The organism is Kitasatospora sp. NPDC048286, from assembly GCF_043201735.1.
In the GTDB taxonomy this organism is placed as follows: Bacteria; Actinomycetota; Actinomycetes; order Streptomycetales; family Streptomycetaceae; genus Kitasatospora.
Genome location: NZ_JBICZE010000004.1, coordinates 135,023 through 161,005, shown reverse-complemented (window position 1 = coordinate 161,005; position 25,983 = coordinate 135,023). Strand labels below are relative to the sequence as shown.

Annotated in this window: 27 protein-coding genes; 11 read left to right on the top strand and 16 right to left on the bottom strand. The window is 73.2% G+C overall.

The window, feature by feature from the left end; genetic code table 11:
- The first annotated feature begins 98 nt into the window (after positions 1–98).
- Positions 99–791, top strand: coding sequence for a response regulator (locus ACGF13_RS11370; RefSeq protein ID WP_392872046.1), 693 nt, complete (start codon positions 99–101; stop codon positions 789–791).
- 84 nt (positions 792–875) lie between these two features.
- On the opposite strand, the gene ACGF13_RS11365 is transcribed toward ACGF13_RS11370, so the two are convergent.
- On the bottom strand, positions 876–2,576 hold the full coding sequence (locus ACGF13_RS11365) for an acyl-CoA dehydrogenase family protein (RefSeq protein WP_392872043.1): 1,701 nt from the start codon (positions 2,574–2,576) through the stop codon (positions 876–878).
- Between the two features lie 84 nt (positions 2,577–2,660).
- Positions 2,661–3,224, bottom strand: a complete 564-nt coding sequence (locus tag ACGF13_RS11360; RefSeq protein WP_392872040.1) for a PadR family transcriptional regulator — start codon at positions 3,222–3,224, stop codon at positions 2,661–2,663.
- Between the two features lie 185 nt (positions 3,225–3,409).
- Here ACGF13_RS11360 and ACGF13_RS11355 point away from each other — a divergent pair, with 185 nt between their 5' ends.
- The gene (locus ACGF13_RS11355; protein WP_392872037.1) at positions 3,410–3,883 is read left to right on the top strand and encodes an SPW repeat protein; all 474 of its coding nucleotides are present in this window, start codon (positions 3,410–3,412) and stop codon (positions 3,881–3,883) included.
- Positions 3,884–4,041: 158 nt separating this feature from the next.
- Here ACGF13_RS11355 and ACGF13_RS11350 read toward each other — a convergent pair whose 3' ends face one another.
- Positions 4,042–5,448, bottom strand: coding sequence for a class II fumarate hydratase (locus ACGF13_RS11350; protein ID WP_392872034.1), 1,407 nt, complete (start codon positions 5,446–5,448; stop codon positions 4,042–4,044).
- Positions 5,449–5,661: 213 nt separating this feature from the next.
- On the bottom strand, positions 5,662–6,471 hold the full coding sequence (locus ACGF13_RS11345; RefSeq protein ID WP_392872031.1) for a carbon-nitrogen hydrolase family protein: 810 nt from the start codon (positions 6,469–6,471) through the stop codon (positions 5,662–5,664).
- Positions 6,472–6,746: 275 nt separating this feature from the next.
- On the opposite strand from ACGF13_RS11345, the gene ACGF13_RS11340 reads away from it, so the two are divergent.
- Positions 6,747–8,780: a cholesterol oxidase substrate-binding domain-containing protein gene (locus ACGF13_RS11340; RefSeq protein ID WP_392872028.1), complete on the top strand. Its 2,034-nt coding sequence runs from the start codon at positions 6,747–6,749 to the stop codon at positions 8,778–8,780.
- Positions 8,781–8,813: 33 nt separating this feature from the next.
- On the opposite strand, the gene ACGF13_RS11335 is transcribed toward ACGF13_RS11340, so the two are convergent.
- On the bottom strand, positions 8,814–9,452 hold the full coding sequence (locus ACGF13_RS11335; RefSeq protein ID WP_392872769.1) for a helix-turn-helix domain-containing protein: 639 nt from the start codon (positions 9,450–9,452) through the stop codon (positions 8,814–8,816).
- 159 nt (positions 9,453–9,611) lie between these two features.
- Here ACGF13_RS11335 and ACGF13_RS11330 point away from each other — a divergent pair, with 159 nt between their 5' ends.
- Both ACGF13_RS11330 and ACGF13_RS11325 read left to right on the top strand, forming a co-directional pair.
- Positions 9,612–10,349 (top strand): AzlC family ABC transporter permease, encoded by a 738-nt coding sequence (locus ACGF13_RS11330; RefSeq protein WP_392872025.1) that lies wholly within the window; start codon positions 9,612–9,614, stop codon positions 10,347–10,349.
- Positions 10,349–10,657, top strand: coding sequence for an AzlD domain-containing protein (locus ACGF13_RS11325; RefSeq protein ID WP_392872766.1), 309 nt, complete (start codon positions 10,349–10,351; stop codon positions 10,655–10,657). The genes ACGF13_RS11330 and ACGF13_RS11325 overlap by 1 nt, the downstream gene beginning before the upstream one ends.
- Positions 10,658–10,793: 136 nt before the next feature.
- Here the strand turns inward: ACGF13_RS11325 and ACGF13_RS11320 are convergent, their stop codons facing one another.
- The gene (locus ACGF13_RS11320) at positions 10,794–11,120 is read right to left on the bottom strand and encodes a hypothetical protein (protein ID WP_392872022.1); all 327 of its coding nucleotides are present in this window, start codon (positions 11,118–11,120) and stop codon (positions 10,794–10,796) included.
- A 73-nt stretch (positions 11,121–11,193) separates the two neighbouring features.
- Positions 11,194–11,769, bottom strand: coding sequence for a GNAT family N-acetyltransferase (locus ACGF13_RS11315; RefSeq protein WP_392872019.1), 576 nt, complete (start codon positions 11,767–11,769; stop codon positions 11,194–11,196).
- Positions 11,770–11,858: 89 nt separating this feature from the next.
- Here ACGF13_RS11315 and ACGF13_RS11310 point away from each other — a divergent pair, with 89 nt between their 5' ends.
- The 6 genes from ACGF13_RS11310 (at position 11,859) to ACGF13_RS11285 (ending at position 17,345) form a co-directional block, all read left to right on the top strand.
- Positions 11,859–13,046, top strand: coding sequence for an acyl-CoA dehydrogenase family protein (locus tag ACGF13_RS11310; protein WP_392872016.1), 1,188 nt, complete (start codon positions 11,859–11,861; stop codon positions 13,044–13,046).
- A 111-nt stretch (positions 13,047–13,157) separates the two neighbouring features.
- On the top strand, positions 13,158–13,535 hold the full coding sequence (locus tag ACGF13_RS11305) for an ADP-ribosylation/crystallin J1 (protein ID WP_392872013.1): 378 nt from the start codon (positions 13,158–13,160) through the stop codon (positions 13,533–13,535).
- Positions 13,532–13,879, top strand: coding sequence for a hypothetical protein (locus tag ACGF13_RS11300; protein ID WP_392872010.1), 348 nt, complete (start codon positions 13,532–13,534; stop codon positions 13,877–13,879). Before ACGF13_RS11305 ends, ACGF13_RS11300 begins: the two co-directional genes overlap by 4 nt.
- Before the next feature lie 204 nt (positions 13,880–14,083).
- Entirely contained in the window at positions 14,084–14,962 is an 879-nt protein-coding gene (locus ACGF13_RS11295) for an alkaline phosphatase family protein (RefSeq protein ID WP_392872007.1), read from the top strand.
- A 339-nt stretch (positions 14,963–15,301) separates the two neighbouring features.
- A complete protein-coding gene (locus tag ACGF13_RS11290; RefSeq protein WP_392872004.1) occupies positions 15,302–15,784 on the top strand; it encodes a hypothetical protein in 483 nt (160 codons plus the stop codon).
- A 262-nt stretch (positions 15,785–16,046) separates the two neighbouring features.
- On the top strand, positions 16,047–17,345 hold the full coding sequence (locus tag ACGF13_RS11285; protein WP_392872001.1) for a multidrug effflux MFS transporter: 1,299 nt from the start codon (positions 16,047–16,049) through the stop codon (positions 17,343–17,345).
- A 150-nt stretch (positions 17,346–17,495) separates the two neighbouring features.
- Here the strand turns inward: ACGF13_RS11285 and ACGF13_RS11280 are convergent, their stop codons facing one another.
- The 9 genes from ACGF13_RS11280 to ACGF13_RS11240 all read right to left on the bottom strand — a co-directional run bounded on the left by ACGF13_RS11280 (position 17,496) and on the right by ACGF13_RS11240 (position 25,972).
- Positions 17,496–19,553: a glycosyl hydrolase family 18 protein gene (locus tag ACGF13_RS11280; protein WP_392871998.1), complete on the bottom strand. Its 2,058-nt coding sequence runs from the start codon at positions 19,551–19,553 to the stop codon at positions 17,496–17,498.
- Positions 19,554–20,111: 558 nt separating this feature from the next.
- Complete coding sequence (locus tag ACGF13_RS11275) at positions 20,112–20,684, bottom strand: hypothetical protein (protein ID WP_392871995.1); 573 nt, start codon at positions 20,682–20,684, stop codon at positions 20,112–20,114.
- A gap of 196 nt (positions 20,685–20,880) precedes the next feature.
- Positions 20,881–21,819, bottom strand: coding sequence for an ABC transporter substrate-binding protein (locus ACGF13_RS11270; RefSeq protein WP_392871993.1), 939 nt, complete (start codon positions 21,817–21,819; stop codon positions 20,881–20,883).
- 44 nt (positions 21,820–21,863) lie between these two features.
- Positions 21,864–22,541 carry an ABC transporter permease gene (locus tag ACGF13_RS11265; RefSeq protein ID WP_392871990.1) on the bottom strand — a complete coding sequence of 226 codons (678 nt, stop codon included), beginning with the start codon at positions 22,539–22,541 and terminating at the stop codon, positions 21,864–21,866.
- Positions 22,538–23,206: an ABC transporter permease gene (locus ACGF13_RS11260; protein WP_392871987.1), complete on the bottom strand. Its 669-nt coding sequence runs from the start codon at positions 23,204–23,206 to the stop codon at positions 22,538–22,540. Before ACGF13_RS11260 ends, ACGF13_RS11265 begins: the two co-directional genes overlap by 4 nt.
- Positions 23,196–24,389, bottom strand: coding sequence for an ABC transporter ATP-binding protein (locus tag ACGF13_RS11255; protein ID WP_392871984.1), 1,194 nt, complete (start codon positions 24,387–24,389; stop codon positions 23,196–23,198). The genes ACGF13_RS11260 and ACGF13_RS11255 overlap by 11 nt, the downstream gene beginning before the upstream one ends.
- A 214-nt stretch (positions 24,390–24,603) precedes the next feature.
- A complete protein-coding gene (locus ACGF13_RS11250) occupies positions 24,604–24,990 on the bottom strand; it encodes a rhodanese-like domain-containing protein (protein ID WP_392871981.1) in 387 nt (128 codons plus the stop codon).
- The gene (locus tag ACGF13_RS11245; RefSeq protein ID WP_392871978.1) at positions 24,984–25,694 is read right to left on the bottom strand and encodes a cysteine dioxygenase; all 711 of its coding nucleotides are present in this window, start codon (positions 25,692–25,694) and stop codon (positions 24,984–24,986) included. The genes ACGF13_RS11250 and ACGF13_RS11245 overlap by 7 nt, the downstream gene beginning before the upstream one ends.
- Positions 25,695–25,894: 200 nt before the next feature.
- Entirely contained in the window at positions 25,895–25,972 is a 78-nt protein-coding gene (locus ACGF13_RS11240; RefSeq protein WP_350736542.1) for a putative leader peptide, read from the bottom strand.
- Positions 25,973–25,983: the final 11 nt, after the last annotated feature.

Below are 25,983 nucleotides of genomic sequence, written 5' to 3'. Positions count from 1 at the left end.
GCGCAGGCGGGCCGACACGCCGAGATGTTCACGAGCATGTCACGGAAAGTCACGCTATCGCCGCTGATAGTGTCGCCCGCGTGGATGAGGAGCAGCCAGTGGAACCTCCGGGCCCCAGTACGGAAAGGACCGTCCGTGTACTGATCGTCGATGACCACCCCCTCTTCCGGGAGGGCCTCCGGGCGGCCCTGGAGAGCGCGGACGACATCTCGGTCGTCGCCGAGGCCGAGCGGGTCGCCGACGTTCCGCGGGCGGTCGCCGGGCACCGCCCGACCGTGGTGATCATGGACCTCTCGCTGCCCGACGGCTCCGGACTGGAGGCCGTCCGGCAGCTCGCCACCCAGGAAGCCCCGCCGCCGGTGCTGATGCTGACCATGTCGGACGACGACGGGAACCTGCTCGCCGCCCTCCAGGCGGGCGCGCGCGGCTACCTGGTCAAGGGCGCGGGCCGGGAGGAGGTGCTGCACGCGGTGCGGACGGTCGCGGCGGGCGGCGCGGTGTTCGGCGGCGAGGTGGCCGGGCGGATCACCGCCCTGCTGGCCGGGGCGAGGATGCGGGAGGCGGGACAGCTCTTTCCCGAGCTCACCGCCCGCGAGGCCGAGGTGCTGGACCTGGTCGCGCGCGGGCTGGACAACCGGCGGATCGCCCGGGAGCTGGTGGTCGCCGAGAAGACCGTCCGCAACCACATCACCCACATCTTCGAGAAGCTGCACGTCGCGACGCGCGCCGAGGCGGTCGCCCGGGCCCGCGACATGGGCCTCGGGGACAGCCGGCCCTCCCCGGAGAGGTGAACCGGGGGTGCCGGCTCTCCCTGGAGGGATGAACCGGGGGTGCCGGCCCGCCGACCGGCACCCCCGGGGTCCTGCCGCGCAGCCCTACGGCTGCATCTCGTACGCGCCGGAGAGCGCCTCCACCCGCGCCCACACCCGCGCGTCCCGCGCCGGGTCGGCGACCGGGCGGCGCACGTTCGCCAGAGCCCAGGCGGCCTGCTCCTCGGTGGCGGAAGCCTTGCCGTGCAGCTCGGTGGCGTGCGCGGAGAAGTCGCGGACCAGCGCGTCGAAGATCCGGTCCAGGACGTCCGCGTCCAGGCCGGTCAGCTCGGCCTGCTCCAGTACCAGCTGCCCGTAGACGATCAGCGCGAACAGCTGGCCGATCTCCAGCAGGAAGTCCAGGTCCGCCTGCTGCTCCTTGCTCGGCGCGTTCTCGAGCAGCAACGCGCAGAAGCCGTCGGCCTGTTCGCGGAAGCGGGCGACGTTGGGCAGCTCGGCGTGGCGGTCGTAGGCGGTGCGCCAGTCGTGGAACCGGATCGCGCCGAGGCCGCGGGCGGGCCCCTGCCGGAACAGGAAGGCGTCGTCGGCGGCGTCCAGGCGGGTCGGCACCGGGGCGTAGTCGGCGGGCGCGAACAGGTAGTTGCCCATGAACTTGAGGATCAGCGCCAGGTTGACGTGGACGGTGCCCTCCAGCTTCGGCAGGCCGCGGATGTCCTTCGCGGCCTTGTCGAAGTAGGTGTCCGCCTCGAAGCCCTTGGCCGCGATGACGTCCCACATCAGGTCGATGACCTTCTCGCCCTCGGTGGTGACCTTCATCTTGGTCATCGGGTTGAACAGCAGGTAGCGGCGGTCCTCGGGGGAGGCGCCGCGGAAGTAGTCCACGGCCCGCGCGCTGAACAGCTTCATCGCCGCCAGGCGGACGTACGCGTCGGTCAACTCCCGCTTGACGTGCGGGAAGTCGGTGACCCGCCGGCCGTACAGCACCCGGTTGTGGGCGTGCGTGACGGCCTCGTACATCGCGTGCTCGCAGATGCCGACCGAGGCGGTGCAGAGGTTGAACTTGCCGACGTTGACGGTGTTCAGCGCGGCGTCGAAGGCGGCCTGGCCGGTGTGCAGCACGTCCTCGGCGCGCACCGGGTAGTCCTCCAGGCGGAACTCGCTGACGTACATCTGCGCGTTCACCACGTTCTTGACCAGGTGGTACGCGTCGTGGCGGCTGTCGGCGGCGAAGAAGACGTAGCCCTCCGGGCCCTCGACGTCCGAGCGGCGGCCGAACACCGAGACCAGGCCGGCCACGTTGCCGTTGCCGATGTAGTACTTGGAGCCGCTCGCGGTGAAGCCGCCCTCGCCGTCCGGGGTGAGGACCATGTCGGTGGAGTAGATGTCGGCGCCGTGGGTGCGCTCGGAGAGGCCGAAGGCCATCACGTGGCCGTCGGCAAGGAGCTTGGCGGCGCGGGCGCGGACGGCCTCGTTCTCGCTCTGCCAGACCGGGCCGAGGCCCAGGATGGTGACCTGCCAGGTGTACCAGTAGCCGAGGCCGTAGAAGCCGAGGATCTCGTTGAGCTCGGCGATCCGCGCGGTGTCCCAGCGCTTGTCGGAGTCGGCCGCGGCGGGGGTCAGGAACTCCGCGAACAGGCCCTCCTTCGCGGCGAAGTCCAGGAAGTCCGCGTACCAGCTGCGGTCGATGTAGGTGTCGATCAGCGCCTTCTTGCCGCGGGACTCGAACCAGTCCACCGTCGCGCGCAGCAGTCGGCGGGTCGGCTCGTCGAACTGTGCGGGGTCGTAGCTTCGCGGGTTGAAGAGCATCGAGGGGCTCCCGGGGGTCGAGGGTGTGAGAGGTCGAGGGTGCGAAAGGGGGTGGGCCGGTCGACCGGCTGTCGGGACCGCCGGTCAGGCCGGTCGGTCAGACCGGTCGGCGGCGAGGCGGCGCAGGGTGGCGAGCACGTCGTCGAGCCAGGCGAGGGTCATCCGCTCGTACTCGATGCCGCCGCGCAGCACCACGTGCTGGAGCTGCTCGCGGGCGTCGAGCGCGGTGGTGTCGGGGAAGTCCCGCTGCTCGCCGTGCAGGTAGCGGGCGAGCAGGGCGGCGTGGCTCTCGCGGTGCCGTTCGACCTCGGAGACCAGCGCGGCCGGGTCGTCGAAGGCGGCGGCCCGGATCTTGACCGCGAGCTCGTGCCGGACGCTCTCCGGCTCGACGGGCTCGCGCAGCCAGCCGGCCAGTGCGGCGCGTCCGGCCTCGGCCGCCGAGTAGACCTTCTTGTCCGGGCGCCCGTCCTGGGGGACCTCCTGCGCGGCCACCCAGCCGTCCGCCTCCATCCGCCGCAGCACCCGGTAGATCTGCTGGTGGGTGGCGGTCCAGAAGCGTCCGATCGAGCGGTCGAAGCGCCGGGCCAGCTCGTAGCCGGAGCCGGGCTGCTCCAGCAGCGAGACGAGGATCGCGTGCTCCAGTGCCATGGCCCGCATCCTGCTATGCAACGAGTTGCATAGGCAATGGCGGCCCGGGTGGTTGAGACGCAGGTCACCGGCGTGATCGGATGGTTATCCACCATTCCGGACCATCGGGTGCAAAACGGTGGATAAGGGCCAGAATGGGTACGGGGCAAGCGCCTTACCGGTTCCGACCACAGGAGGTGGTATCGGTGGCAACCCATATCCCGACGACGGGCATGGAGCACCATCCGGACATCGTCGAACTCCGCGAACGCTACGAGCGGGTCACTTCGACCCCCCGTGCCCAGGGCATCGAAGCCCTGGCCGTCCTGGCCGGTCTCTTCCTGGCGGCATCGCCGTGGATCGTCGGCTTCACCGCGTACAACACCCTGACCGTGACCTGCCTGATCGTGGGTCTGGCCTACACGGCCCTCATGGCCGGCTACGGATCGGCCTACGAACGCACCCACGCGCGGGCCTGGGCGGCCGCCGCGCTCGGTGTCTGGACGATCCTCTCCCCGTGGGTCGTCTCCGGGTCCGTCGCGCACGGCAAGAACATCGTGACCTGCATCATCGCGGGCGCCGTGATGTTCCTGCTCGGCCTCGCGGCGATCTCGATGGCGACCATGACGTCGAACGGAGCATCGATGCGGCGCGGCCGGGCCGGCCGTGCCAAGGGCTGATCTTCCCCACAGCCCGTGACCGGGGCACGGAGGGCGCAACCGCCCGCCGCGCCCCGGCGCGCGTCCCGACAAGCCTGCCGGGACGGGGGTCCACACGCCTGTCGGGACGTCGGCCGCGCCCCGGCGCGCGCCCGGGCACCGGCGCGGTCTGGCCCCCGTTACGGGTGCGTCATCCGCAGGACGTCCAGGGCCTCGTCCAGCTGCTCCCCGGTGAGCCTGCCCTGGTCGACGTAGCCGCGCTCCAGCACCACCTGACGGATCGTCTTGCGCTCGGCCAGCGCCTGCTTGGCGACCTTCGCCGCCTCCTCGTACCCGATGTAGCGGTTCAGCGGGGTCACCACCGAGGGCGAGGACTCCGCGTACTCCCGGGCCCGTTCGACGTTGGCGGTGACGCCGTCCACCGTCCGGTCGGCCAGCAGCCGGGCGCTGTTGGCGAGCAGCCGCACCGACTCCAGCACGTTGCGGGCGATCACCGGGAGCATCACGTTCAGCTCGAAGTTGCCGCTGGCGCCCGCCAGCGTGACCGTCGCGTCGTTGCCCACCACCTGGGCGGCCACCATCAGCACCACCTCGGGCAGCACCGGGTTCACCTTGCCCGGCATGATCGACGAACCCGGCTGGAGGTCCGGCAGGTTGATCTCGCCGAGCCCGGTGCGCGGACCGGAGCCCATCCACCGCAGGTCGTTCGCGATCTTCGTGAACCCGACCGCCACCGTGCGCAGTTGACCGCTCAGCTCGACCAGGGCGTCCCGCGCGCCCTGCGCCTCGAAGTGGTTGCGCGCCTCGGTCAGCGGCAGGTTGGTGGCGCGGGCGACCTCCGCGATGACGGCCGCCGGGAAGCCGGGCGGGGTGTTGATGCCGGTGCCCACCGCCGTTCCGCCGAGCGGGAGTTCGGCCACCCGGGGGAGGGAGGCCAGCAGCCGCTCCCGCCCGTTCCGCACCTGCGCCGCGTAGCCGCCGAACTCCTGGCCGAGCGTGACGGGCGTGGCGTCCATCAGGTGCGTGCGGCCCGACTTGACCACCCCGGCGAACTCGGTGGCCTTGCGCTCCAGCGCCTCCGCGAGGTGCTCCAGTGCCGGGACCAGGTCGTGGGTGACGGCGGCGGTCGCGGCGATGTGGATCGAGGACGGGAAGACGTCGTTGGACGACTGGCTGGCGTTGACGTGGTCGTTCGGGTGGACCGGCCGGCCCAGCCGCTCCCCGGCCAGGGTGGCGATCACCTCGTTGGTGTTCATGTTGGAGGAGGTGCCCGAGCCGGTCTGGAACACGTCCACCGGGAACTGGTCGTCCCAGCGCCCCTCCGCGACCTCCTCGGCGGCCCCCGCGATCGCCTCCGCCGTCTCCTCGTCCAGCACCCCGAGCCGGGCGTTCACCCGGGCCGCGGCGGCCTTGATCCGGGCCAGCGCGGCGATGTGCGCCCGCTCCAGCCGCTGACCGGACACCGGGAAGTTCTCCACCGCCCGCTGCGTCTGCGCCTGCCACTTCGCGTCGACCGGCACCCGGACCTCGCCCATCGAGTCGTGCTCGATCCGGTACTCCTGCGGCTTCGCCTGCTCGCCACTCATCGCGCGCTGCACCTCCTGTACGGGCCGGAGCGGCCCGGAACGGATCTTCGGTCACCACAGCCGCGCGCGGGGCCCGGGTATTTCCTCCCGGGTCGGGTTCTTCCGCTCGGGGGACCCGGCTCCGGGCCCGGCGCCCGCCGGGGAACAGGTCGACGAGGGGCCTGCCCCCGAGGCCTACCGCCTGGGCCCACCGCCCGGGCCTACCGCCTGGGCCTACCGTCGGGGCAGCTCGGCGCGGACCAGCTCGCCCGGGGCAGTGCCGGCCTGGACGACGAGGCCCCCGCCCGGGGCCCAGACACCGGAGCCGCCCGAGCTGTCCGGGTACTCGCCGGTGGCCCCGGCGCAGGTCGCGAGCACGCACCACACCCCGTGGGCGGCGGCCCGGTCGCGGAAGTGGCCGTCCCGGCGCTCGGCCTGGGCGGCGCCGGGCCCGTAGAGGGTGGAGGCGACGTAGGCGTCGATGCCGAGCGCGGCGGTCTCCTCGGCGTGCGCCGGGTCGGCGGCGTCCGCGCAGACGGCGAGGCCGAGCCGCAGGCCGTCCAGCTCCAGGACGACGGGCTTCTCGCCGGGGGCGAAGCGCTCCACCTCGGCACCGTGCAGGCGCGCCTTCCGGTAGACGACCTCGGCGCCCTCCCCGGTGACCGCCAGCGTGGCGATGGACTCGCGCCCGTCGGCCTCGAGGACCGGCGCCCCGACCAGGGCGACGGCGCCGGTCGCGGCGCACGCCGCCACCAGCGGCGCGAGCCGGGCGTCCGCCGGCTCGACGGCCGGTGCGGCCAGGTCGTAGCCCGTCAGCGACAGCTCGGGGAACACCACCAGCCGGGTGCCCGCCTCGCGCACCGCCTCGGCGTGCCGGGCGACGTTCTCGGACACGGTGTCCGGACGGCCGGCGGCGGCGCAGACGGGCTGGGCGACGGCGACGGTCAGCGCTCCGGGGACGGGACGCGCGGGCTGGGGGTGCGCGGGCTGGGGACACGCGGGCTCGGGACGCGCGGGCACGGAAGAGTTCGCGGACGAGGGCATGGCGGAGCCTCCGGCGGACGGGTGGGGTGATTGTGATCAACCTATGCGCCCGCCGAGCGAGCGGGCAACCGAGTCCGGGCGAGGAGCAGGGCAGGTGAAACGGGTCCCCTGGGGTCGATCGGGCCGATCTCACTCGAAGGAGTGAGATCCCGGTCGGGAGCTTCAAACTGCCGTGCGCCCCTCCATACGCTCCGAACCGGGCCGGGCTGACTCCGGCCGGACCCGGATCGCCGCAGCTCGGCCCGGGGGACCAGGACGAGGGGGCGGAGACGCGGATGACCACAGGACACGGCCCGACGGGCGGAACGGGCGGCGGGGCGACACCGGACGGGATGATCCCGATGAACGCCCGGACGGGCGCACCGGTGAGGCCCCCGACGAGCACCCCCAAGGGCCTCACCCGGCGGCAGCTGCTGGGTGCCTCGGCGGCGCTCGGCGGCGCGGCGTGGCTGCTGCGCGGCACCGTCGGACCCGACAGCGCCGAGGCGGCCGCGCCCGTACCGCCCGGACTGCCCGCCGGCACCGAGCTCTACCAGCGGGTCTTCCAGAACTGGTCCGGCGAGATCCGCACCGACCAGCTGTGGAGCTGCGCGCCCCGCGCCCCCGAGGAGGTCCCGGCGCTGGCCGACTGGGCGCACGCCAACGGCTGGCGGCTGCGCGCCTCCGGCTACCGGCACACCTGGGCGCCGCTCACCGTCGCCGCCGGGACCCCGGAGAGCGCCCGGGTCCTGCTCGTCGACACCAGCCGGTACCTGACCGCCATCAGTGCCGACTCGGCCGACACCGTCCGGGTGCAGACCGGCGCCACCATGGAAGCACTGCTCGCCCACCTGGCCGACCGCGGCCTCGGCCTGACCGCCTGCCCGGCCCCCGGCGAGATCACCGTCGGAGGCGTGCTCGCCATCGGCGGCCACGGCACCGCCGTCCCGGCCGCCGGGGAGGTGCGGCCGCAGGGCCACGGCTACGGCTCGGTCAGCAACCAGGTCGTCCGGCTCACCGCCGTCGTCCTCGACCCGGCCACCGACCGCTACACGCTGCGCACCTTCGACCGCGCCGAGGTCGACAGCGCCGCCTTCCTGGTGCACCTGGGCCGCGCCTTCCTCACCGAGGTGGTGCTGCGGGCCGGCGCCGACCGACCGCTGCGCTGCGTCAGCCGGCTCGACATCCCGGCGAGCGAGCTCTTCGCCCGCCCGGTCGCCGGAACGGGAGCCGGGGCCGGAGCCGGGAGCGGCGTGGGGAGCGGAGCCGGGAGCGGCGAGGGCGGTGGGCTCGGGGGTGTGCTCGGCGGAGTCGTCGGCGGCGTGCTGGGTGGAGTCCTCGGGACCGGGGGAGGCCCGCGCACCCTCGCCGACTTCGTGGAACGCGACGGACGGGTCGAGGCGATCTGGTTCGCCTACACCGAGTACCCGTGGCTCAAGACCTGGACCGTCACCCCGAGGAAGCCACTGGCCTCGCTGTCCGTCGACCACCCGTACAACTACCCCTTCTCGGACAGCGTTCCGGAACCGGTCGCCCGGCTCGCCGGCGAGATCGTCACCGGCGCCTGGGCCTCGGCCCCGCTGTTCGGCCAACTCCAGTACCTGGTCGCGAAGGTGGCGCTCACCGGCGACATCACGGACGTCCTGCTCTCCGGCGACCTGCTGCGCCGGCTGCTGAGCGGCGAGGTGCTCACCCACCTGCTCGCGGGCGGACTGCGCTCCGACCTCTGGGGCCCCTCGCGCACCCTGCTCCAGTACGTCCGCCCGACCACCCTGCGGGTCACCGCCAACGGTTACGCGGTCCTCGTCAAGCGCGCCGACCTCCAGTGGGCGGTCAGCGAATTCGCCGCCCACTACCGGGAGTTGCTCGCCACCTACCAGGCCCGGGGCGAGTTCCCGGTGAACGGCGCGGTGGAGATCCGGGTCACCGGCCTGGACGACCCGGCCTCCTCCGGCGTCCCCGGCGCCCGGCCCCCGCTGCTGTCCGCGCTGCGCCCGCGCGCCGACCGACCCGACTGGGACACGGCGATCTGGCTGGACGTCCTGGCCTTCCCCGGCACACCCGGACTGGAGTGCTTCGCCCGGGAGTTGGAGCAGTGGCTGCTGCGCACCTTCGACGGCACCAGGGCGGGCCTGCGGGTCGAGTGGTCCAAGGGCTGGGCGTACACCGACGAAGCCGCCTGGTCCGATCCCGACCTGCTCGGCCGGGTCATCCCCGACAGCCTGCGGGCGGGCGGTGGGCCGGGCTGGGACGAGGCGGTCGCCGTGCTGGACCGCCACGACCCGCACCGGGTGTTCGGAAACCCCTTCCTGGACGGCCTGTTGAAGTAGCCTCTCGCACTCACTCCAGGTATTGGCGGTGCGTCAGATGTGTTCCATGACGATCACCGCGAGGGTGTCGGGAGACAGTGCGCGGAACACGTGCGGAGCGTCGCCCGGGTAGCTCACGTAGTCGCCCGGGCCCAGCTCGACCGGCGCTTCGGTCGGCCCGACCAGCGCCCGCCCGGCACCGATCATCACGTGCTCGACGGTGCCGGGCATGTGCGGGTCGGAGGCCCTGGTCTCGCCCGGCTGCGCCTCGATCCGGTAGATGTCGCGCCGGGCGTTGGGCGGGCAGGAGGAGAGCACGGTGGCGGCGTAGTCGGCGCGCTCGGAGTGGGTCACCGGGCCCTCACCGGCCCGGATCACCTTGACGGCCGGGCGCGGCGGGTCGACGAGCCGGCTGAACGGCACGTTCAGCGCGACCCCGAGCGCCCACAGCGTCTCCACGCTGGGGTTGCCCGAGCCCGACTCCAGCTGGGACAGCGTGGACTTGGCGATGCCCGCGCGCCGGGCCAGCTCGGCCATCGACAGGCCGCTGCGCTCGCGCTCGCGCCGGATCGAGGCGGCGATCTGGCCGATCAGCTCGACACCGCCGGGTCCGCCGGGCCCGCCGGGGCTGCCAGTGCCGCTGGAGCCGCCGGCCCCGCCGGGGCTCGTGGCCGGGGTGGTCTGGTCACTCATGCTCGCCACTCACGCTTCCTCCTGGCCCCTTCCACGGCTCTCGGTGCGGCTGATGCCGCCGTTCATGCTGCCACGATCGGCCGAGTCGACCATCGTTCGCCCGATCGGTCTACCCGTTCGCCTTGACGAACGACGCCGAGGCGGTTCACTCTAATGAACATGCGTTCGCTAATCCGAACACTGGAGCGTGCCACCCTTCGGGACGTCGCTCTGGTCTGTCTGGCCGACGCCCTCGTCGGCGCCTCCTTCGGCGCGATCAGCGTCTCCGGCGGCCTGCCCCTCTGGGTGCCCGTCGCCCTCTCCGTCCTGGTGTTCGCCGGTGGCTCCCAGTTCGCGGCGGTCGGCGTGGTGCTCTCCGGCGGCGGCGCCCTCGCCGCGGTCGCCACCGGACTGGTCCTCAACGCCCGGCTGCTGCCCTTCGGCTTCACCGTGGCCGACGTGCTCGACGGCCCGTGGTGGCGACGCCTGCTGGGCGCGCAGCTGCTCACCGACGAGACCGCCGCCTTCGCCCTGCAGCAGGACGAACCGCGTCGCCGCCGGGCCGTCTACTGGCTCTGCGGGATCGGGCTGTTCGTGGTCTGGAACATCTCGGTGCTGCTCGGAGCGCTCGCGGGCGGGCTGATCGGCGACACGGACGCGCTCGGCCTGGACGCGGCCTTCCCCGCGGTACTGCTCGCACTCGTCCTGCCCTCGCTCGCGGACCGCCGCACCCGTACGGCGGCGCTGGTGGGCGCGGTGGTCGCGGTGGCGGCCACGCCGTTCGTCCCGGCCGGGCTGCCGGTGCTGCTCGCCCTCGTCGGGCTGCTGTTCGCCGGACGGCCGGCGGCGGGGAAGGCGGACCGGAAGGCGGCGGACGACGTGGGCGCGGTGAACGGGAAGAAGGAGGCGGTCCGATGATGCCGCTGTACGCGATCCTGCTGCTGGCGGCCGGAACGTACGCCTACCGGCTGGCCGGGCCGTTGCTCGCCGGCCGGCTCGCCCTCTCGGAGCGACTGCGGCACCTGCTGGCGGTCGCGGCGGCGGTGCTGCTGGTGGCCCTGGTCGCGACCGGTGCGCTGACCCAGGGGCACGGCTTCGCGGGATGGGCCCGCCCGGCGGGCGTGCTGGTCGCGGGGGTGCTCGCGCTGCGCCGGGCGCCGTTCCCGGCGGTGGTCGTCGCGGGTGCGGCGACGACAGCGGTGCTGCGGCTGTGCGGGGTGGGGTGACGGCGGACGGATGACAGATGTCAGCTGACAGAGTTTGAAATCTGTCAGCTGACATCTGTCGGCTGTCACCTGTTCGCCGTCACCTGCCCGCCGTCACCTGTCCGCCGCCGTCCGTCCGCTTGTCACCGGCCACCGGTCACTGGCCCTCCCCGGCGCCCTCGGTCAGGCGCTCCGCCTGGACCTCCGGCCGCTTGCTGTCCCAGAGCAGCTCCCACACCTTGAACACGCAGTGGTAGTCGCGCATGCTCCCCTGCGAGATCAGCAGGTAGGTGTCCCCGTCGCGGAGCAGCGTCCGCCGCCGGCTGTTGAACGGGTGCTGCGGCGTGTAGGAGGGGACGAGCTGCTTCAGCTCCTCGACGGCCTCCTCCCGGCTGCCCTCGACCTCGGCCAGCAGCTTGCTGCCCCAGGTCCGGTCGTGCCCGCTGCCGACCGTCTCCTCCACGACCAGCGCCCAACGTGCCATGTCCTGCCCCCGCTCCGTCCCGATAGGTCGTGCCCCGCCGGCCGTCGCCCCGGCCGCCCGGCCCGTCAGCGCGTCAGCCCGTCACCGCGGCCCGGTCCGTCGGTGCGGCCCGGTCCGTCGGCGACTTGAAGAAGATGGTGGTCGGCCGGAGCGTACCCGTCGGGTCGGCCGCGAAGTCCGGCACCGAACCGACCCGGCTCCAACCGGCCGCCTCGTACAGCCGCTCGGCCGGGCTGCCGGTCTCGGTGTCCAGCACCAGCAGCCGGATGCCCCGCGCCACCGCCCGCGCCTCCAGGGCTGCCAGCAGCCGCCCGGCCAGCCGCTGCCCCCGGTCGGCCGGGTGCACCATCAGCTTGGCCACCTCGCCCCGGTGCCGGCCGTTCGCGGTGGTGGCCGGCCGCAGCTGCACCGTGCCGGCGAGCCGCCCGCCGACCCTGGCCCGCGCGGTCCACAGCACCAGGCGCCCGGCCGCGACGTCCGGGCCGAGCGCCCGCCACCACGCCGTGGCCTCCTCGGGCGCGAGCGGGGCGAGGAACCCGACCGAGGCGCCCGCGCGCACCGTCTCCACCAGCAGTGCGGCGAGTTCCTCGGCCGAGTCGTCCAGCTCCCCGGCCGTCAGCTCGCTGACCACGTACGCGTCGTCGGACATGTCGCCATCCTCACTCGTTCGCGCCCGCCCACAGCCCGGCCGGGTGCGCGATACTCGCCGGTATTCCGCCGAGAGTACAAGGAGCTTCGATGACGAAGCCGACCCGGATCGACCCGTCCGACCTGCTCGCCGTCGGAGACCTGCTCTCCGACGAGGAGCGGCTGATCCGCGACACCGTCCGCCGGTTCACCGAGGAGCGCATCCGCCCGCACATCGGCGACTGGTTCGAGCGCGGGGTCTTCCCGGCCCGCGAACTCGCCCCCGAGCTCGGCGCCCTGGGCGTGCTCGGCATGCACCTCGACGGCTACGGCTGCGCGGGCGCCGACGCGGTGGCGTACGGGGTGGCCTGCATGGAACTGGAGGCGGCCGACTCCGGGCTGCGCAGCTTCGTCTCCGTCCAGGGCTCGCTGGCCATGCGCTCCATCCACGCCTTCGGTTCCGAGGAGCAGAAGCAGCGCTGGCTGCCCGGCATGGCCGCCGGCGAACTCATCGGCTGCTTCGGCCTGACCGAACCGGACTTCGGCTCGGATCCGGCCAACATGCGCACCCGGGCGGTGCGCAAGGGCGGCGGGGGCGGCGACTGGGTGCTGTCCGGCAGCAAGATGTGGATCACCAACGGCAGCATCGCCGACGTCGCCGTGGTGTGGGCGCAGACCGAGGAGGGCGTGCGCGGCTTCCTGGTCGAGCGCGGCACCCGCGGCCTGACCGCCACCGACGTGCACGGCAAGCTCTCGCTGCGCGCCTCCGTCACCAGCGAGCTGGCCTTCGACGAGGTGGTGCTGCCTGGCGACGCCGTGCTGCCCGGGGTGGTCGGCCTGCGCGGACCGCTCTCCTCCCTCAACGAGGCCCGCTACGGCATCCTCTGGGGCACCGTCGGCGCCGCTCGTGACTGCTACACCGCCGCCCTGGACTACGCCAAGACCCGGATCCAGTTCGACCGCCCGATCGCGGGTTTCCAGCTGACCCAGCAGAAGCTCGTCGAGATGATGCTGGAGGTCGAGAAGGCGTACCTGGTCGCCCTGCGGATCGGCCGGCTCAAGGAGCAGGGCGCGGCCCGCCCGCCGCACGTCAGCTTCGGCAAGCTCAACAACGTCCGCACCGCGCTGGAGATCGCCCGCAGCGCCCGGACCGTCCTCGGGGCCAACGGCATCACCACCGAGTACCCGGTGCTGCGGCACGCCAACAACCTGGAGTCGGTGCTCACCTACGAGGGCACCAGCGAGATCCACACCCTGGTCCTCGGCGAGGCCATCACCGGCGAGTCCGCCTACCGCTGACGGGCCCTGCTCCACCCCCGCCCTCTTCTCCCTGGACCTTCCCCCGCGGCCCCGCGCCGGCCCGGGAAAACCGGTGGCCGGGCCCGTCACGGCCCGGCTACCGTCCCTGCCATGACCAGCCCGTTCGCCCCGACGCCGCCCCCGACCACCACCCTCTGGCGCCCCACCGGCCCCGAGGAGCTGGCCCTGGTCGAGGCCGCCGACTGGCGCGCCTGGCCGCCCCGCCTGCCCGAGCAGCCGATCTTCTACCCCGTCCTCAACGAGGACTACGCGATCCGCATCGCCCGGGACTGGAACGTCCCCGCCTCCGGCGTCGGCTACGTCACCCGCTTCAAGGTCGACACCGCCTTCCTCGCCCGCTACCCCGTGCAGCGGGCGGGCGGCCGGACGATCCTCGAACTCTGGGTGCCCGCCGAGGAGTTGGAGGAGTTCAACCGCCACATCGTCGGCCGCGTCGAGGTCGTCCACGAGTTCCGCCCGCAGCCGTGACGTCGCCCGCCGACGCCCCGGGCACGGGGGAGCGCGTCCTGCTCACCTCGGCCCAGCGGACCAGCACCACCGTCCTGCACGCCGAGGCCGCCGACGCCCTGCCCAGCGCCGCCGTCCTGGACGTCGGCCCGATCGCCGATCCGTACGACCCGGCGGAGCACTGGGCCGTGGTCGAGGCGAACCTGCCCTGGCTCGCGCACTGCTACGTCGAGGACCCGGAGCGGGTCCTCGACGTGGTGCTGCGCGCCGTCCGACCGGCCGCCGAACTCGACGCGGCCGACCGCCGCTTCGTCCGGCCGTCGGCGACCGGCCGACGGGCAGCCGACCGCGAACCGACCGGCTGACGGCAACCGACGCGAACCGACCGGCCGCGAGTGGACCGGCCGCGAGCCGACCGGCCGAGAGCGGAATGGCGACTTCCCGACACCTGGTGGCCACCCCGTGTTCGGTGGTGCGACGCCGACCGGTACGGCGGCCGGTGAAGCATGGCGCGGTCGGCGGCGCCCTCGGCGGGCGCGGCCGGGTCGCACGACCGAAAGGAACCGCCCATGTCCGCTGCCCAGTGGCCCCGCCCCCGCGTGCTCGTCGTCGGGATCGACGGAGTCCGCCACGACTACCTGGAGCAGGTGCCGATGCCGCGCCTGCGGGAGGTCGCCGAGGCCGGGTTCCTGGTGCCGGTCACCGTCGCGGACACCACGCCCACCATGTCCGGGCCGTGCTGGGCCACCATCGTGACCGGGGTCGAGCCCACCAAGCACGGGGTCTGGGGCAACCACCTGGGCGGCAACCGCCTCGACGTGTTCCCCGACTTCGCCACCCGCCTCGCCCGGGGCGACCGCCGCCGCACCTTCGTCGCGGCCGGCTGGGACCCGCTGATGATCAACGAGTCCGGCGGCCCGCTCTTCCGCGCCCCCGGCCGGCTCTCGTACATAGCCCCCGCCGAGGACACCCCCGAGGCCTGGGAGACGGTGGACGAGGAGGTCACCCGGGAGGCCGTCCACGTCCTCGGCACCGCCGACCCGGAGGCCTCCTTCGTCTACCTCGGCGCCGTCGACGAGACCGCCCACTTCCTGGGCTGCGGCGACGAGTACCGCGCGGCCATGCGCACCGCCGACGAGCGCCTCGGCCGCCTCCTCGACGCCGTCCGCGGCCGTGAGACCTACGCCGAGGAGCAGTGGACGGTCATCGTCGTCACCGACCACGGGCACGTGGACGCCGGCGGCCACGGCGGCCGTACGGCCGAGGAGCGGACGGCCTGGGTGGCCTGCGCCGGGCACGACATCCCGGCCGGCCCGCCCACCGGCGAGATCCGCCACCCGGACGTCGCCGCGCAGGTGTACGCCTCGCTGCTGCGCCCGATCGACCCGCACTGGACCCTCGACGGCCGCCCGTTCCCGGTCGCCCGCCCGGTGCCGGCGTCGGTCTGAGACCCGGACGGCCGCGTCGGGCAGCCGCCGGTGCCCCGGGTGCAGCAGGTCGGGCTGCGGCGGCCCCGGGCTTCGGCGAGGCTCGATCGGGGCCCGGAACCCGAAGACCTCAGGGTCCCCGCCGACGGGCGTACGTCTGAAGGTGGAGACGCTACCCCGTGGGTCGGAGACAGGATCGCGACCTGGTGGTGACGATCCGACGGGTGCGGACGGGCCAGGATGGTTGCACCGGACGGCGGAGCACGCCGACCGGGCCGGCGGTGCCGCCTGAGCGGCCGTCGGCGGCGGAGACGAGCGGCAACAGCCGCACCGGTCACGACACGGAGAGGACAGTCGGGCATGAAGAGCATCGTGAGCAAGGTCGCGATGGGAGTCGCGGGCACCGGCATGGCCGTCGCCGTGGCGGCCGTGGCAATCGGCCCGCGGGTGTTCGACTGGTACGACGAACACCACCAGCAGCAGGGCTCGTACGAGACCGGCGTCCAGGCCAAGGCCGACCGCGGGTCGATGCCGAGCTGGCTCCCCGACAACGCCTCCGGGGTGAAGTACATGATGTCCACCAGGGGTGACGACCGCCTGCTGTTCGCCACCCTCCCGGAGGGCCGGCTGCCCGCCGGCTGCCACACCGGGCTGCCGGGCAAGAGCGCGCACCCGGTGCCGGAGGCGCTCAAGGCCGGCTGGTTCCCCGAGAACGTCGCGACCAAGGCCACCGGCACCTGCGGGCACTACAACGTGGCGCTGACCGGCAACCAGCTCTACGCGTGGCAGGACGGCGCGGCGATGCAGGCGGCGCTGCGCGCCGAGCACGTCGCCAGGCGCTGAGGCCGCCGAGCACGTCGCCAGGCGCCGAGGCCGGCGGCCGGGGCGGCGCGTCGCACCCCGGGGCACGGAGAACGCAACGGCCCGCCCGCACCTTCCGGTGCGGGCGGGCCGCCGTCGTGTGCGGGCCGCGGCGCTGGCGGACGATCCGCCCGGGACGCACGCCGACGGCCGAACAGTGCGCACCCCCGCTGTCGGAACCCGACCGGGCTGCGATAGGACGGAGCGCGAACGAACCCCACGTCACCCGTCCGTAAGGAGCACCATGCCCGGCCCGACCGTCGGCCCCACCGACGACACGTCGACCGCTGCCGCCACCACACCCACCCCCGCATCCGCCACCACACCCACCACCGGCCAGGCCCGTCCCGGCTGGGCCGTGATCGCGGTCCTCGGCGGACTGACCGCGCTCGGCCCGCTCACCACCGACCTCTACCTGCCGGGCCTGCCCGCGATCGCCGACGACCTGGTCGCCCAGCCGGCTGCCGTCCAGCTCACCCTGACCTTCTCGATGCTCGGGGTCGCCGCCGGGCAGCTGCTCTTCGGGCCGCTCAGCGACCGCTTCGGGCGCCGCACTCCGCTGCTCGCGGGGCTCGTCCTCTACACCCTGTCGAGCCTGGTGTGCGTGTTCGCGCCGAACCTGTCGGTGCTGATCGCCGGCCGGTTCGTCCAGGGCGCGGCCGGCTCCGCCGGACTGGTGATCGGGCGCGCCGTCTCCCGGGACCGCTTCCAGGGCGTCGCCCTGCTGCGCTTCCTCGCCTCGATCGCCCTGATATCGGGGCTGGCGCCGATCCTCGCCCCGATCATCGGGGCGCAGCTGATGCGGTTCACCTCGTGGCGCGGCACCTTCGGCGTGCTCACGGCGCTCGGGCTGCTGCTCGCCCTGGTCTCGTTCGGCGTGCTGCGCGAGACGCTGCCGCCGGAGACCCGGGACCGCGGCGGGGTGGGCGCGGCCCTGCGGACGATGGGGGGGTTGCTGCGCAACCTGCCGTTCCTCGGGCTGGCGCTGACCAGCTCCCTCGCCTTCGGGGCGCTGTTCGGCTACATCAGCGGGTCGTCGACCGTGCTCCAGAACGTGTACCAGGTCTCGCCGCAGACCTACAGCCTGCTGTTCGGGCTGAACTCGTTCGCGATCGTGGTGATGACCCAGCTGAACGGGCGGGTCCTGGCGCCGCGATTCACGCAGCGGACGCTGATGCTGGGCAGCCTCGCGTCGGCGGTCGCCGCCGGGGTGGCGCTGGTGCTGCTGACGACGGTGTGGGACTTCGGACTGGCCGGCTTCTGTCCGCCGCTGTTCGTGATGATGGGCAGCCTGGGGGTGTTGCTGCCGAACACCGCCGCCCAGGCGCTCGGCCTGGTCGAGCCGAAGGTGGCGGGCACGGCGTCGGCGCTGCTCGGGACGGGCAACTTCCTGTGCGGCGCGGTGGTCGCACCGCTGAGCAGCCTCGGCGGTCGGCCGTCGGCGGTGCTGCTGGCGCTGGTGGTCCTGGTGTGCGGGGTACTGGCGACGGTGGCGTACCTGGCGCTGTGCCGCCCGGAGCGGATGCGAACGGCGGGCAGCTGACGGCGAGCCGAATACGGCGAACAGAGAACAGCGAACAGCGAACAGCGAACGGAAAACGGATGACAGCTGACAGATGTTGAAATCTGTCAGCTGTCATCCGTCGTTCGTCATCCGTCAGTCGTCAGTGGTCTCTCGCCACCCGAAGCGGACTCAGGCGATGGAGAAGTCGTCCCCGTACACGTTGCCCTGGCCGTACCAGCCGTGCAGGTACACGGTGACGGTGCCGTTGGCCCCGGTGGTGAAGGGGACGGACAGCTTGGTCCAGCCGGAGGAGTTGGCCCAGGCGCTGGCGGTGGCACCGCCGCTGACGCCGACGTAGGCGTAGTTGCCCTGCACCCAACCGCTCAGGGTGTAGCTGGTGTTGGGCTTCAGTGTGACGGTCTGCGAGCACTCGCCGGTCTGGGCGGCGGTGGCCGCGGCCTGGAGCGCCTTGGTGCCGGAGTGGACCGGGGTGGAGACCACGGCGCCGCCGCTCTGGCAGGTCCACGGGGCGAGGCTGCCGCTCTCCAGGTCGCCGTTGACCAGTCCGGTCGTCGGGCCGGTCCCGGTGACGGTCAGCGTGTAGGTCGCGCTGTGGCTGCCGGAGGCCCCGGTGGCCGTGACGGTCAGCGGGTAGGAGCCCGGGTTCGCGGCCGCGGTGGTGGAGATGTTGAGCGTGGCGCTGTTGCCGGCGGTGACGCTGCCCGGGGTGACGGTGGCGTTGATGCCGGCGGCCGGAACGGTGGTGATCGTGAGGTTGAGGTTCTGCGCCGAGCCCGCGGTGACCGCCGTCGCGATGGTGGCGGAGGTGGACGAGCCGGCCGCGACCGTACCGGAGGTCGGGTTCACCGCGACCGAGAAGTCGTTGCCGGGCTGGGTGCCGGTGACGTTCAGGGTGAAGGTGCTGGTGTGGCTGCCGGAGGCCGCCGCGCCGGTGACGGTGATCGGGTAACTCCCGGGCGCCACCGAGGAGGTGGTGCTGATGTTGAGCGTGGCACTGCTGCCGGCGGTGACGCTGCCGGGGGTGACGGTGGCGGTGACGCCGGCCGGGGCGCCGCTGACCGTGAGGTTGACGCTCTGCGTCGAGCCCGCCGTCACGGCCGTCGCGACGGTCGCCGAGGTGGACGAACCGGCCGCGACCGTGGCGGAGTTCGGGCTGACCGACACCGAGAAGTCGTTGTTCACCGTCGAGCCGCTGGTGAACGGCGCGAAGATGTGGGTGAAGTCCCAGGTGTTCTGGGAGATCCCGGAGCAGGAGTCACTGCCGGCCGTGCCCGGGCAGCCGCCGTTGTCGCGCTGGAGCGCCCAGAACGACAGCGTGTTGATGCCCTTGGAGACCGCCCAGTTGTACACGGTGGTGGCGTTGGCCACGGTGAAGGTCTCGGCCGGGCCGAAGTCGTCGACACCGATCATCTCGGTGATCCCGATCGAACCCCACAGCTGGGCCGGGGTCTTGGACGGGTAGAGCTTGGCGAGCTGGTTGTAGAGGCCCTGCGCGGAGGTCTGGGTGTCGGCCGCCATGTCGTGGGCGGCGTTGTCGTAGTAGTCGAAGGTCATCATGTTGACGACATCGATCCGCGCGTTGTTGCTGACCGCGTTCTTCAGCACCGCGAGCCCGCTGCTGGCCAGCCCGGAGGTGGTGGTGGGCAGCGTGTAGGAGAACTGGATGGTCCGGCCGTTGGCGGCGGCCCAGTCCTCCACGATCTTGATCGCCTTGTTGCGGCGGTCGATCCCGGCGGTGTTGGTCAGCGAGTTGTCCTCGATGTCGAGGTCGATCCGGCTGACGTCGTAGGTGGTGATCACGTTCTCGAAGGCGGCCGCGATCTGGTTGACGTCGGTGCAGCTGTCGGCCAGCTCGGTGCCGGTGTTGTCGGCGGTGTAGCCGCCGAAGGACGGGATCACGTCCCCGCCGTTGGCGCGGATGGTCGCGATGTCGGCGCCGAAGGTGGCGGAGGACACCGGCATCGAGGAGTCGCCGTTCCAGTACGGCGTGCAGGAGCCCTTGGTGGCGGTCTGGAGGAACGCCATGGTCAGGTGCTTGGCGCCGGACTGCGCGGCCAGCTGGGCCGGGCTCTGGCCGGTCCAGGCCTCGAAGTAGGGGGCGAAGACCCGGCTGGGGAGCGGGGTGGCGGCCTGGGCGGAGCTCGTCCCGGCGGCGACCAGGCCGGCCGAGGCGGCCAGCGTGGCGCAGGCCGTGAACACGGCCTGGACTGTTCGGCGAAGGCGCATGAATTCTCCAACAGACGTGGTGGGGCAGGACGTTGGGGAGGTGCGGCCGGTCCTGGAGGGGTCGGCCGTGTGGGGTCGGCCGTGATCCCGGGACCGGGTCGGACATCGGGAGTGCGTGCGTGAGTGCGGGAGTTCGGGCGTGCGAAGGCCCACCGACTCGCGCGGACGCGGGCGGCGTGCGGACGTGTGCGCCGTACGGAGCGGGGGTGGAGCGGAGCATGGCAGGGCAGTGCCTCAGCCGCCGGTGGTCACACCCCCACAGTGCATCCCGGTCGGATCGACATGCTTATGTTTGGACTAGACCACTGGTCTGTCAAGAGACCTAACAGTTCGTCAGCGGACGGTCCGCTCGGCGGAAGGAGGCGCTCTGGCGCCCGGGGCGGTGGGGATGTCGATGGCGGTGGGAGGCGCCGGAAACGAGAAAGCCGTGGCCGCGCGCCCGACGAGGGGGCGCGGCCACGGCGGCCCGGCGCTCAGGACGCCGGGCGGTTCATGGTGTCGGGGATCCGCGGGCATGCGGACCCCCGGGTCGACGGGCGGGCGGGGCCGCCGTCCGGATCAGCGGCCCGGCGGGCAGAGCGTGGCGAGCAGCGCTTCGTTGATCTTCGCGGCGGTGTCCGGTCCGAAGCCCTGCGGGTGTGCGGCCGAGGTGAAGCGCTGGTTGGCCAGCTCGGTCAACTTCTGCTTGTCCTTGGGGAACTGGTAGATCGACTGGCACTGGTTGCGCGCCCGGTCCACGGCCTGGTCCGGCTTGCCGTCGACGATCGTCGGGTCGATCGCGTCCAGGGCGGAGACCAGCTTGGCCGTCAGGTCGGTGCCCGGCTTGGCGGGCAGTCCGGCGTCGGCGGGCGGCGCGGGCTTGGCCGGTGCGGGGGCTCCCGAGGTGCCGCCGTCGGGGGCGGGCGCGCCGGTGGCGCCGTCGGCCGTGGGGGCGGCCGAGTCGGGCGCGGGGGCCGCAGGCGTGGTGGCGGCGCCGGAGGGCGCGGCGGCCGAGGCGGCGGCGGTGGGGGAACCGGCCGCGGAGGTGGCCTTGTCCGAGCCCGATCCTGAGCCCGATCCGGAGCTGGAGCAGGCAGCGAGGCTCACCGCGGCGAGTGCCGTGAGGGTGGCGGCGAGGAGACGAGTGCGCATGGCGCCCAGACTGTCATGTTCGCGGCGTGGAAGGGAAGGTCCCCCGATGGTCGGAGGGTGATCTCCGGAGCGACAGCGCGGCTGCCCCGGAGGAAGCTCCTCCGGGGCAGCCGAGGGCCGCGCCCGCCTACCGGTCGACCTGCCGACCGCCTGTCGCAGGCCGGACCCGCCGGCCCTGTCCGTCAGCCGTCGGCCGTCAGCCGAGGCCGTTGGACTTCAGCCAGTCCTTGGCGACGGCCGACGGGTCCTCCTTGTCCACCGAGACGCGCTTCATTAGCGCCGTCAGCCCGGCCGTGTCGAGCTTGGCCGACACGGCGTTGAGCGCCGCCGTCGCGGTCGCGTCCACGCCCGCCTTGTAGACCAGCGGGGTGACGTTCTGTGCGCCGAAGATGTTCTTCGGGTCGGCCAGCGGGACGAGCTTGTACTGGGCGATCTTCGGGTCCGTGGTGAACACGTTGCCGACCTGGATGCTGCCGTCCTTCAGCGCGTTCGCGGTGGTGTCGGCGGTGGGCTTCCACTCCTTGAAGGTCAGCCCGTAGACGTCCTTGAGCTGCTGCTCGCGGCGGGTCTTGAACTCCGGCGGCCCGCCTATGGTGAACTCGCCGCCCTTGGCGGCGAGGTCGGCGATGCTCTTGAGGTTGTCCTTGTCGGCCGTCTCCTGGGTGACGCTGAGCGAGTCCTTGTCCTCGGCCGGGGAGGAGTCGAGGATGCCCAGCGGGGCCGGCAGCGTCTTGGTGAGCGCCGCGTTCACGTCCTGGGTGGTGACGGCGGTGGACTTGGCGTCCAGGTAGGCGAGCAGCGAGCCGTTGTACTCCGGCAGGACGGTCAGGTTGCCGCTCTGCAACTGCCCGTAGAGCACCTCGCGGCTGCCGATGTTGAACTTCTCCTGGACCTTGACGCCCTTGGCCTTGAGTGCCTGCGAGTAGATCGATCCGAGCAGGACGTTCTCCGGGAAGTTCGCCGAGCCGACGACGACGGTCGACCCGGAGCCGCCCGAGCCGCCCGCCGAGGCCGAGGCGCCCGCGCCCCCGTCGAGCGGGTTGCCGCCGGAGGAACCGCAGGCGGTGGCGCCGAGGGCGAGCGCGGCGAGGGCGCCGATGGCGGCGACCCGGCGGCTTCGGTTGATTGTCGACATGGTGACAGATGTCCTTCCGGAGTTGGAGAGGAGGGCGGACGGGGTCAGTTGGGCTGCTGCTGGGCACGCACCCCGGGCGGGAGCGCGAACCGGGCGAGCAGCGCGAAGAACAGCTGGGCGGCGACCGCGAGCAGCACCACCAGCAGCGCGCCGCCCACGGTCACCGCGTACTGGCGGGTCGCCAGCCCGTCGATGACGTAGCGGCCGAGGCCGCCCAGGCCGACGTAGGCGGCCACCGTGGCGGTCGCGATGACCTGCACGGTCGCGGTGCGGAAGCCCGCCAGCAGGGTCGGCGCTGCCGAGGGCAGGCAGACCTGCCGCAGCACCTGGGGGTGGGTCAGCCCGATGCCGCGCGCGGCGTCCCGGACGTCCGGATCGGTGCCGCGCACCCCCTCGACGGCGGCCACCAGCAGCGGCGGTGCGGCGAGCGCGACCAGCGGGACCAGCACGGCGGTGTCGCCGACCCCGGCGAGCAGCACCGCCAGCGTCACCAGGCCGAGGGTGGGCAGGGCGCGGGCGGCGCCCGCGAGCGCGGTCACTGCGGTGACGCCGCGCCCGGTGTAGCCGATCAGCAGTCCGAGCGGGACGGCGAGCAGCGCCGCGAACAGCAGGGCCTCGCCGGAGAGCACCAGGTGCTCGGCGACCCGGTGCACGATCGAGTCCGGCCCGCTGAGGTGGTCCGGAGCGGTGAAGAAGTCGCTCAGCCAGTTCAGCCAGTTCACGAGCCGGCTCCCTTCTCCCGGACGGCCCACGGCGCGAGCAGCCGCCGGGCGGCCACCAGCAGCAGGTCGACGGCCAGGGCCAGGACGGCGATCAGCACGATGCCGGCCACGATCGGGGTCGGGAAGGTGCGCTGGAAGCCGTCGACGAACAGGTACCCGAGCCCGCCGCGACCGACCAGTGCGCCGACGCTCGCCAGCGAGATGCTGGACACCGCCGCGACCCGCAGTCCGGCGATCAGGTACGGCACGGAGGCCGGGAGCTCGACCGAGGTCAGCCGGTGCCACGGCCCGTACCCCATCGCGGTGGCGGCCTGCCGGACGTGGTCCGGGACGGCGCGCAGCCCGTCCACGGTGGTCGGCAGCAGCACGGCGAGGGCGTAGAAGGTGAGCGGGATCATCACGGTCGCCTGGGTGGCGAGGCCGGTGTACGGGATCAGCACCACGAACACGGCCAGCGAGGGCAGCGCGTAGACGATGTTGAACACGGCGGACAGCGGCTGGTACAGCCGGGGGTAGCGGGCGCAGGCCAGGCCGAGCGGGACGGCCAGCAGTAGGCCGATGAGCACGGGGACGAGGGCGATCACGGCGTGGTCGGCGAGCAGGTCGCCGAGGTAGCCGAGGTGGTCGCCGATCCAGTACCAGCGGACGATCGGTTCATCGTCCACCGTCGACTCCGTCCGCGCCTGCCGCGTCGTGCTGTCCGCCCGTGTCGTTCGGCCGGCTTCCGGCCCCGGCCGGGGACTTGTCGACGCGGACGCCCGGGCCGGCCTCAGACGAGTCGGAGCCGGAGCCGGAGCCGGAGCCAGAGCCGGAGCCGTCGGGCCGCAGCGCGGCGAGGACGGCGTCGCGGCTCGCCGTGCCGGTGACCCGGCCGTCGGCGTCCAGTGCGACCGCGACCCCGGCGGGGGAGAGGACGGCGGCGTCCAGCGCGGTGCGCAGGGTGTCGGTGTCCGGGCGGAAGCCCGCAGTCGGGTGCAGTTCGGCGGTGACGGTGTCGCGGTCGATCCAGCCGATCGGGCGGCGTTCGTCGTCCAGCGTTAACTCCCAGCCGCCGTACCGGAGTCCTCCGTCCACGGGGCGGAGCTCGACGCTGTTCGCGGGGCGCAGGCCGAGGCCGCGCAGGCCCCGGTCGCGCCCGAGGAAGGCGGCCACGCCGTCGTCGGCGGGGGTGGTGAGCAGGGTGTGCGGGTCGGCCAGCTGGGCGATCCGGCCGTGCTCGCGGAGCACCACCACCTGGTCGCCGAGCCGGACGGCCTCCTCGATGTCGTGGGTGACGAACAGCACCGTCTTGTGCAGCTCGGACTGGAGCCGCAGCAGCTCCTCCTGGAGCCCGGCCCGCACCACCGGGTCGACCGCGCTGAACGGTTCGTCCATCAGCAGCACCGGTGGGTCGGCGGCCAGCGCGCGCGCCACACCGACGCGCTGCTGCTGGCCGCCGGACAGCTGGAACGGGTACCGCTTGGCGGTCTCCGGTGCGAGCCCGACCAGTTCGAGCAGTTCGGCGGCGCGGGCGCGGGCCTTCTTGCGGTCCCAGCCGAGCAGGTAGGGGACGGTGGCGATGTTGTCGATCACCTTGCGGTGCGGGAAGAGCCCGGCCTGCTGGATCACGTAGCCGATGCCACGGCGCAGCTTGGCGGGTTCCAGCTTCGCGACGTCCGTGTCGTCCAGCAGGACCCGGCCGGAGGTGGGCTCGACCATCCGGTTGACCATGCGCAGCAGGGTGGTCTTCCCGCAGCCGGAAGGCCCGACCAGGACGGTTATCCGACCGGTCGGGACCTCCAGGTCCAGGCCCTCGACGGCGACGGTGCCGTCGGGGTGGCGCTTTCCCGCGCCCTCGAATCTGATCACGTGGAGTTTCCTCGTCAGGGCGCCCCGGGGAGGTGGCGCCTGGGTCGTTCGGTCGTTCGGTCGGGTCGTTCGGTGACGGCAGTTTCTAGCGCCCAGGCGTACTTCCGCCCGCGTAGTTGCCCAGCTTTGGACCGGCGGAAACTCTGATCAGACTATGACCTGCATCATCTCCTGTCCTTGATTTACCGCCCCGGCACGCGGTGCGCCCGCGTGCTCAGCCGCCCTGACGGGTCGGCAGGCCGCTGGCCGCCCAGCCCACGAAACCACCGTCCAGGTCGGTCGCCCGATGGAGCCCCAGCTCGCGCAGGGAGGCGGCGGCCAGGCTGGAGGCGTAGCCCTCGGAGCAGACCACGATCACCTCGACGTCGTAGCCCGAGGCCTCGGGAATCCGGTGACTGCCCGTCGGGTCGAGCCGCCACTCCAGCACGTTGCGCTCGATGATCAGCGAGCCGGGGATCTCCCCCTCGGCCGCCCGCTGTGCCGCCGGACGGATGTCCACCAGCAGCGCGCCGTCCAGCTGGGCCTGGTACGCCTCCCGGGCGCGCGGCCGGTAGATGCCCTCCCGGGCCCGCTCCACCAGGTCGTCGATCGTGGTCACCACTGTTCGGGTCCTTCCTCGGAGGTGCGGACGAGCCCGCCGGCCCGCAGGTCGTAGTGCGCCATCGAGCTCAGCGGCGGCGAGTAGGCGTGCAGGGTGACGGCCGGGCCGGCGGCGGTGTTGCGCACGTCGTGCACGTACTCGGGGCCGAAGGCGCGGGCGGTGCCGGCCGGGATCCTCCGGATCAGCAGGCCCTGGTCCGGGCCGCCGAGGGACAGCTCCTCCAACTCGCCGAGGGCGACGGTGAACGCGCCGCGCGAGCCGCCGTGGTCGTGGAAACCGGTGGACTGGCCGGGCAACCAGCTGATCAGCCACACCTCGTGGTCCCCGTCGGCGGCCAGCCGCCGGTACCAGCGCTCCTCGGTGGAGAGGCGGACGTGGTGGATCCACTCCTCGGGCCGCTCGGCCAGCTCGCGGACGATGGTCCGCAGGGTGCCGGGGGTAAGCGGCGCGGGGGTGGACTCGGCGGGCGGCGTCGGTGGCGGCTCGGGGTTGGCGGCGGTGCTCGCGTTGCCCGCCTTGCGAGCCGTGCCTGCGTTGTCGGCGGGGCGCGCGGTGCCGGTGCCGCTGCCGGGGGCGGCGCGATGGACGGTGGCGGTGCCGGGGGCGGCGCGATGGGCGGTGGCGGTGGCGGTGGCGGTGGCGGAGTCGGGACCGGGGTCGGCGGCCGGTCGGGCGTCGGGGCTGATGCTCGGGCTCAGGCTCATGGGGGGCGTCCTCGGTTGCGGCGGGGAACGTCGGTGGGATGCGCCCGCCGTCCGGCGGCCGTGGACGGGCGCGGGCCGACGGAGCGGCCGGCCACGCACGGGTGCGCCGGGGCGGAGGCGGAAGTCAGGACTGCGGGTGCGATCGCGCGGCACGGGCCCTGGCAGACGTCACAGGGCGGGACCGGCGGGGAAGAGCAAGGTCAACAGGCACAGATGGAACTCGCCTGGCGTCGCAGATCGACGTGCAGGCGGCAGACCAGAGTGGTGCCGGATTCCATGCGCCGGATCC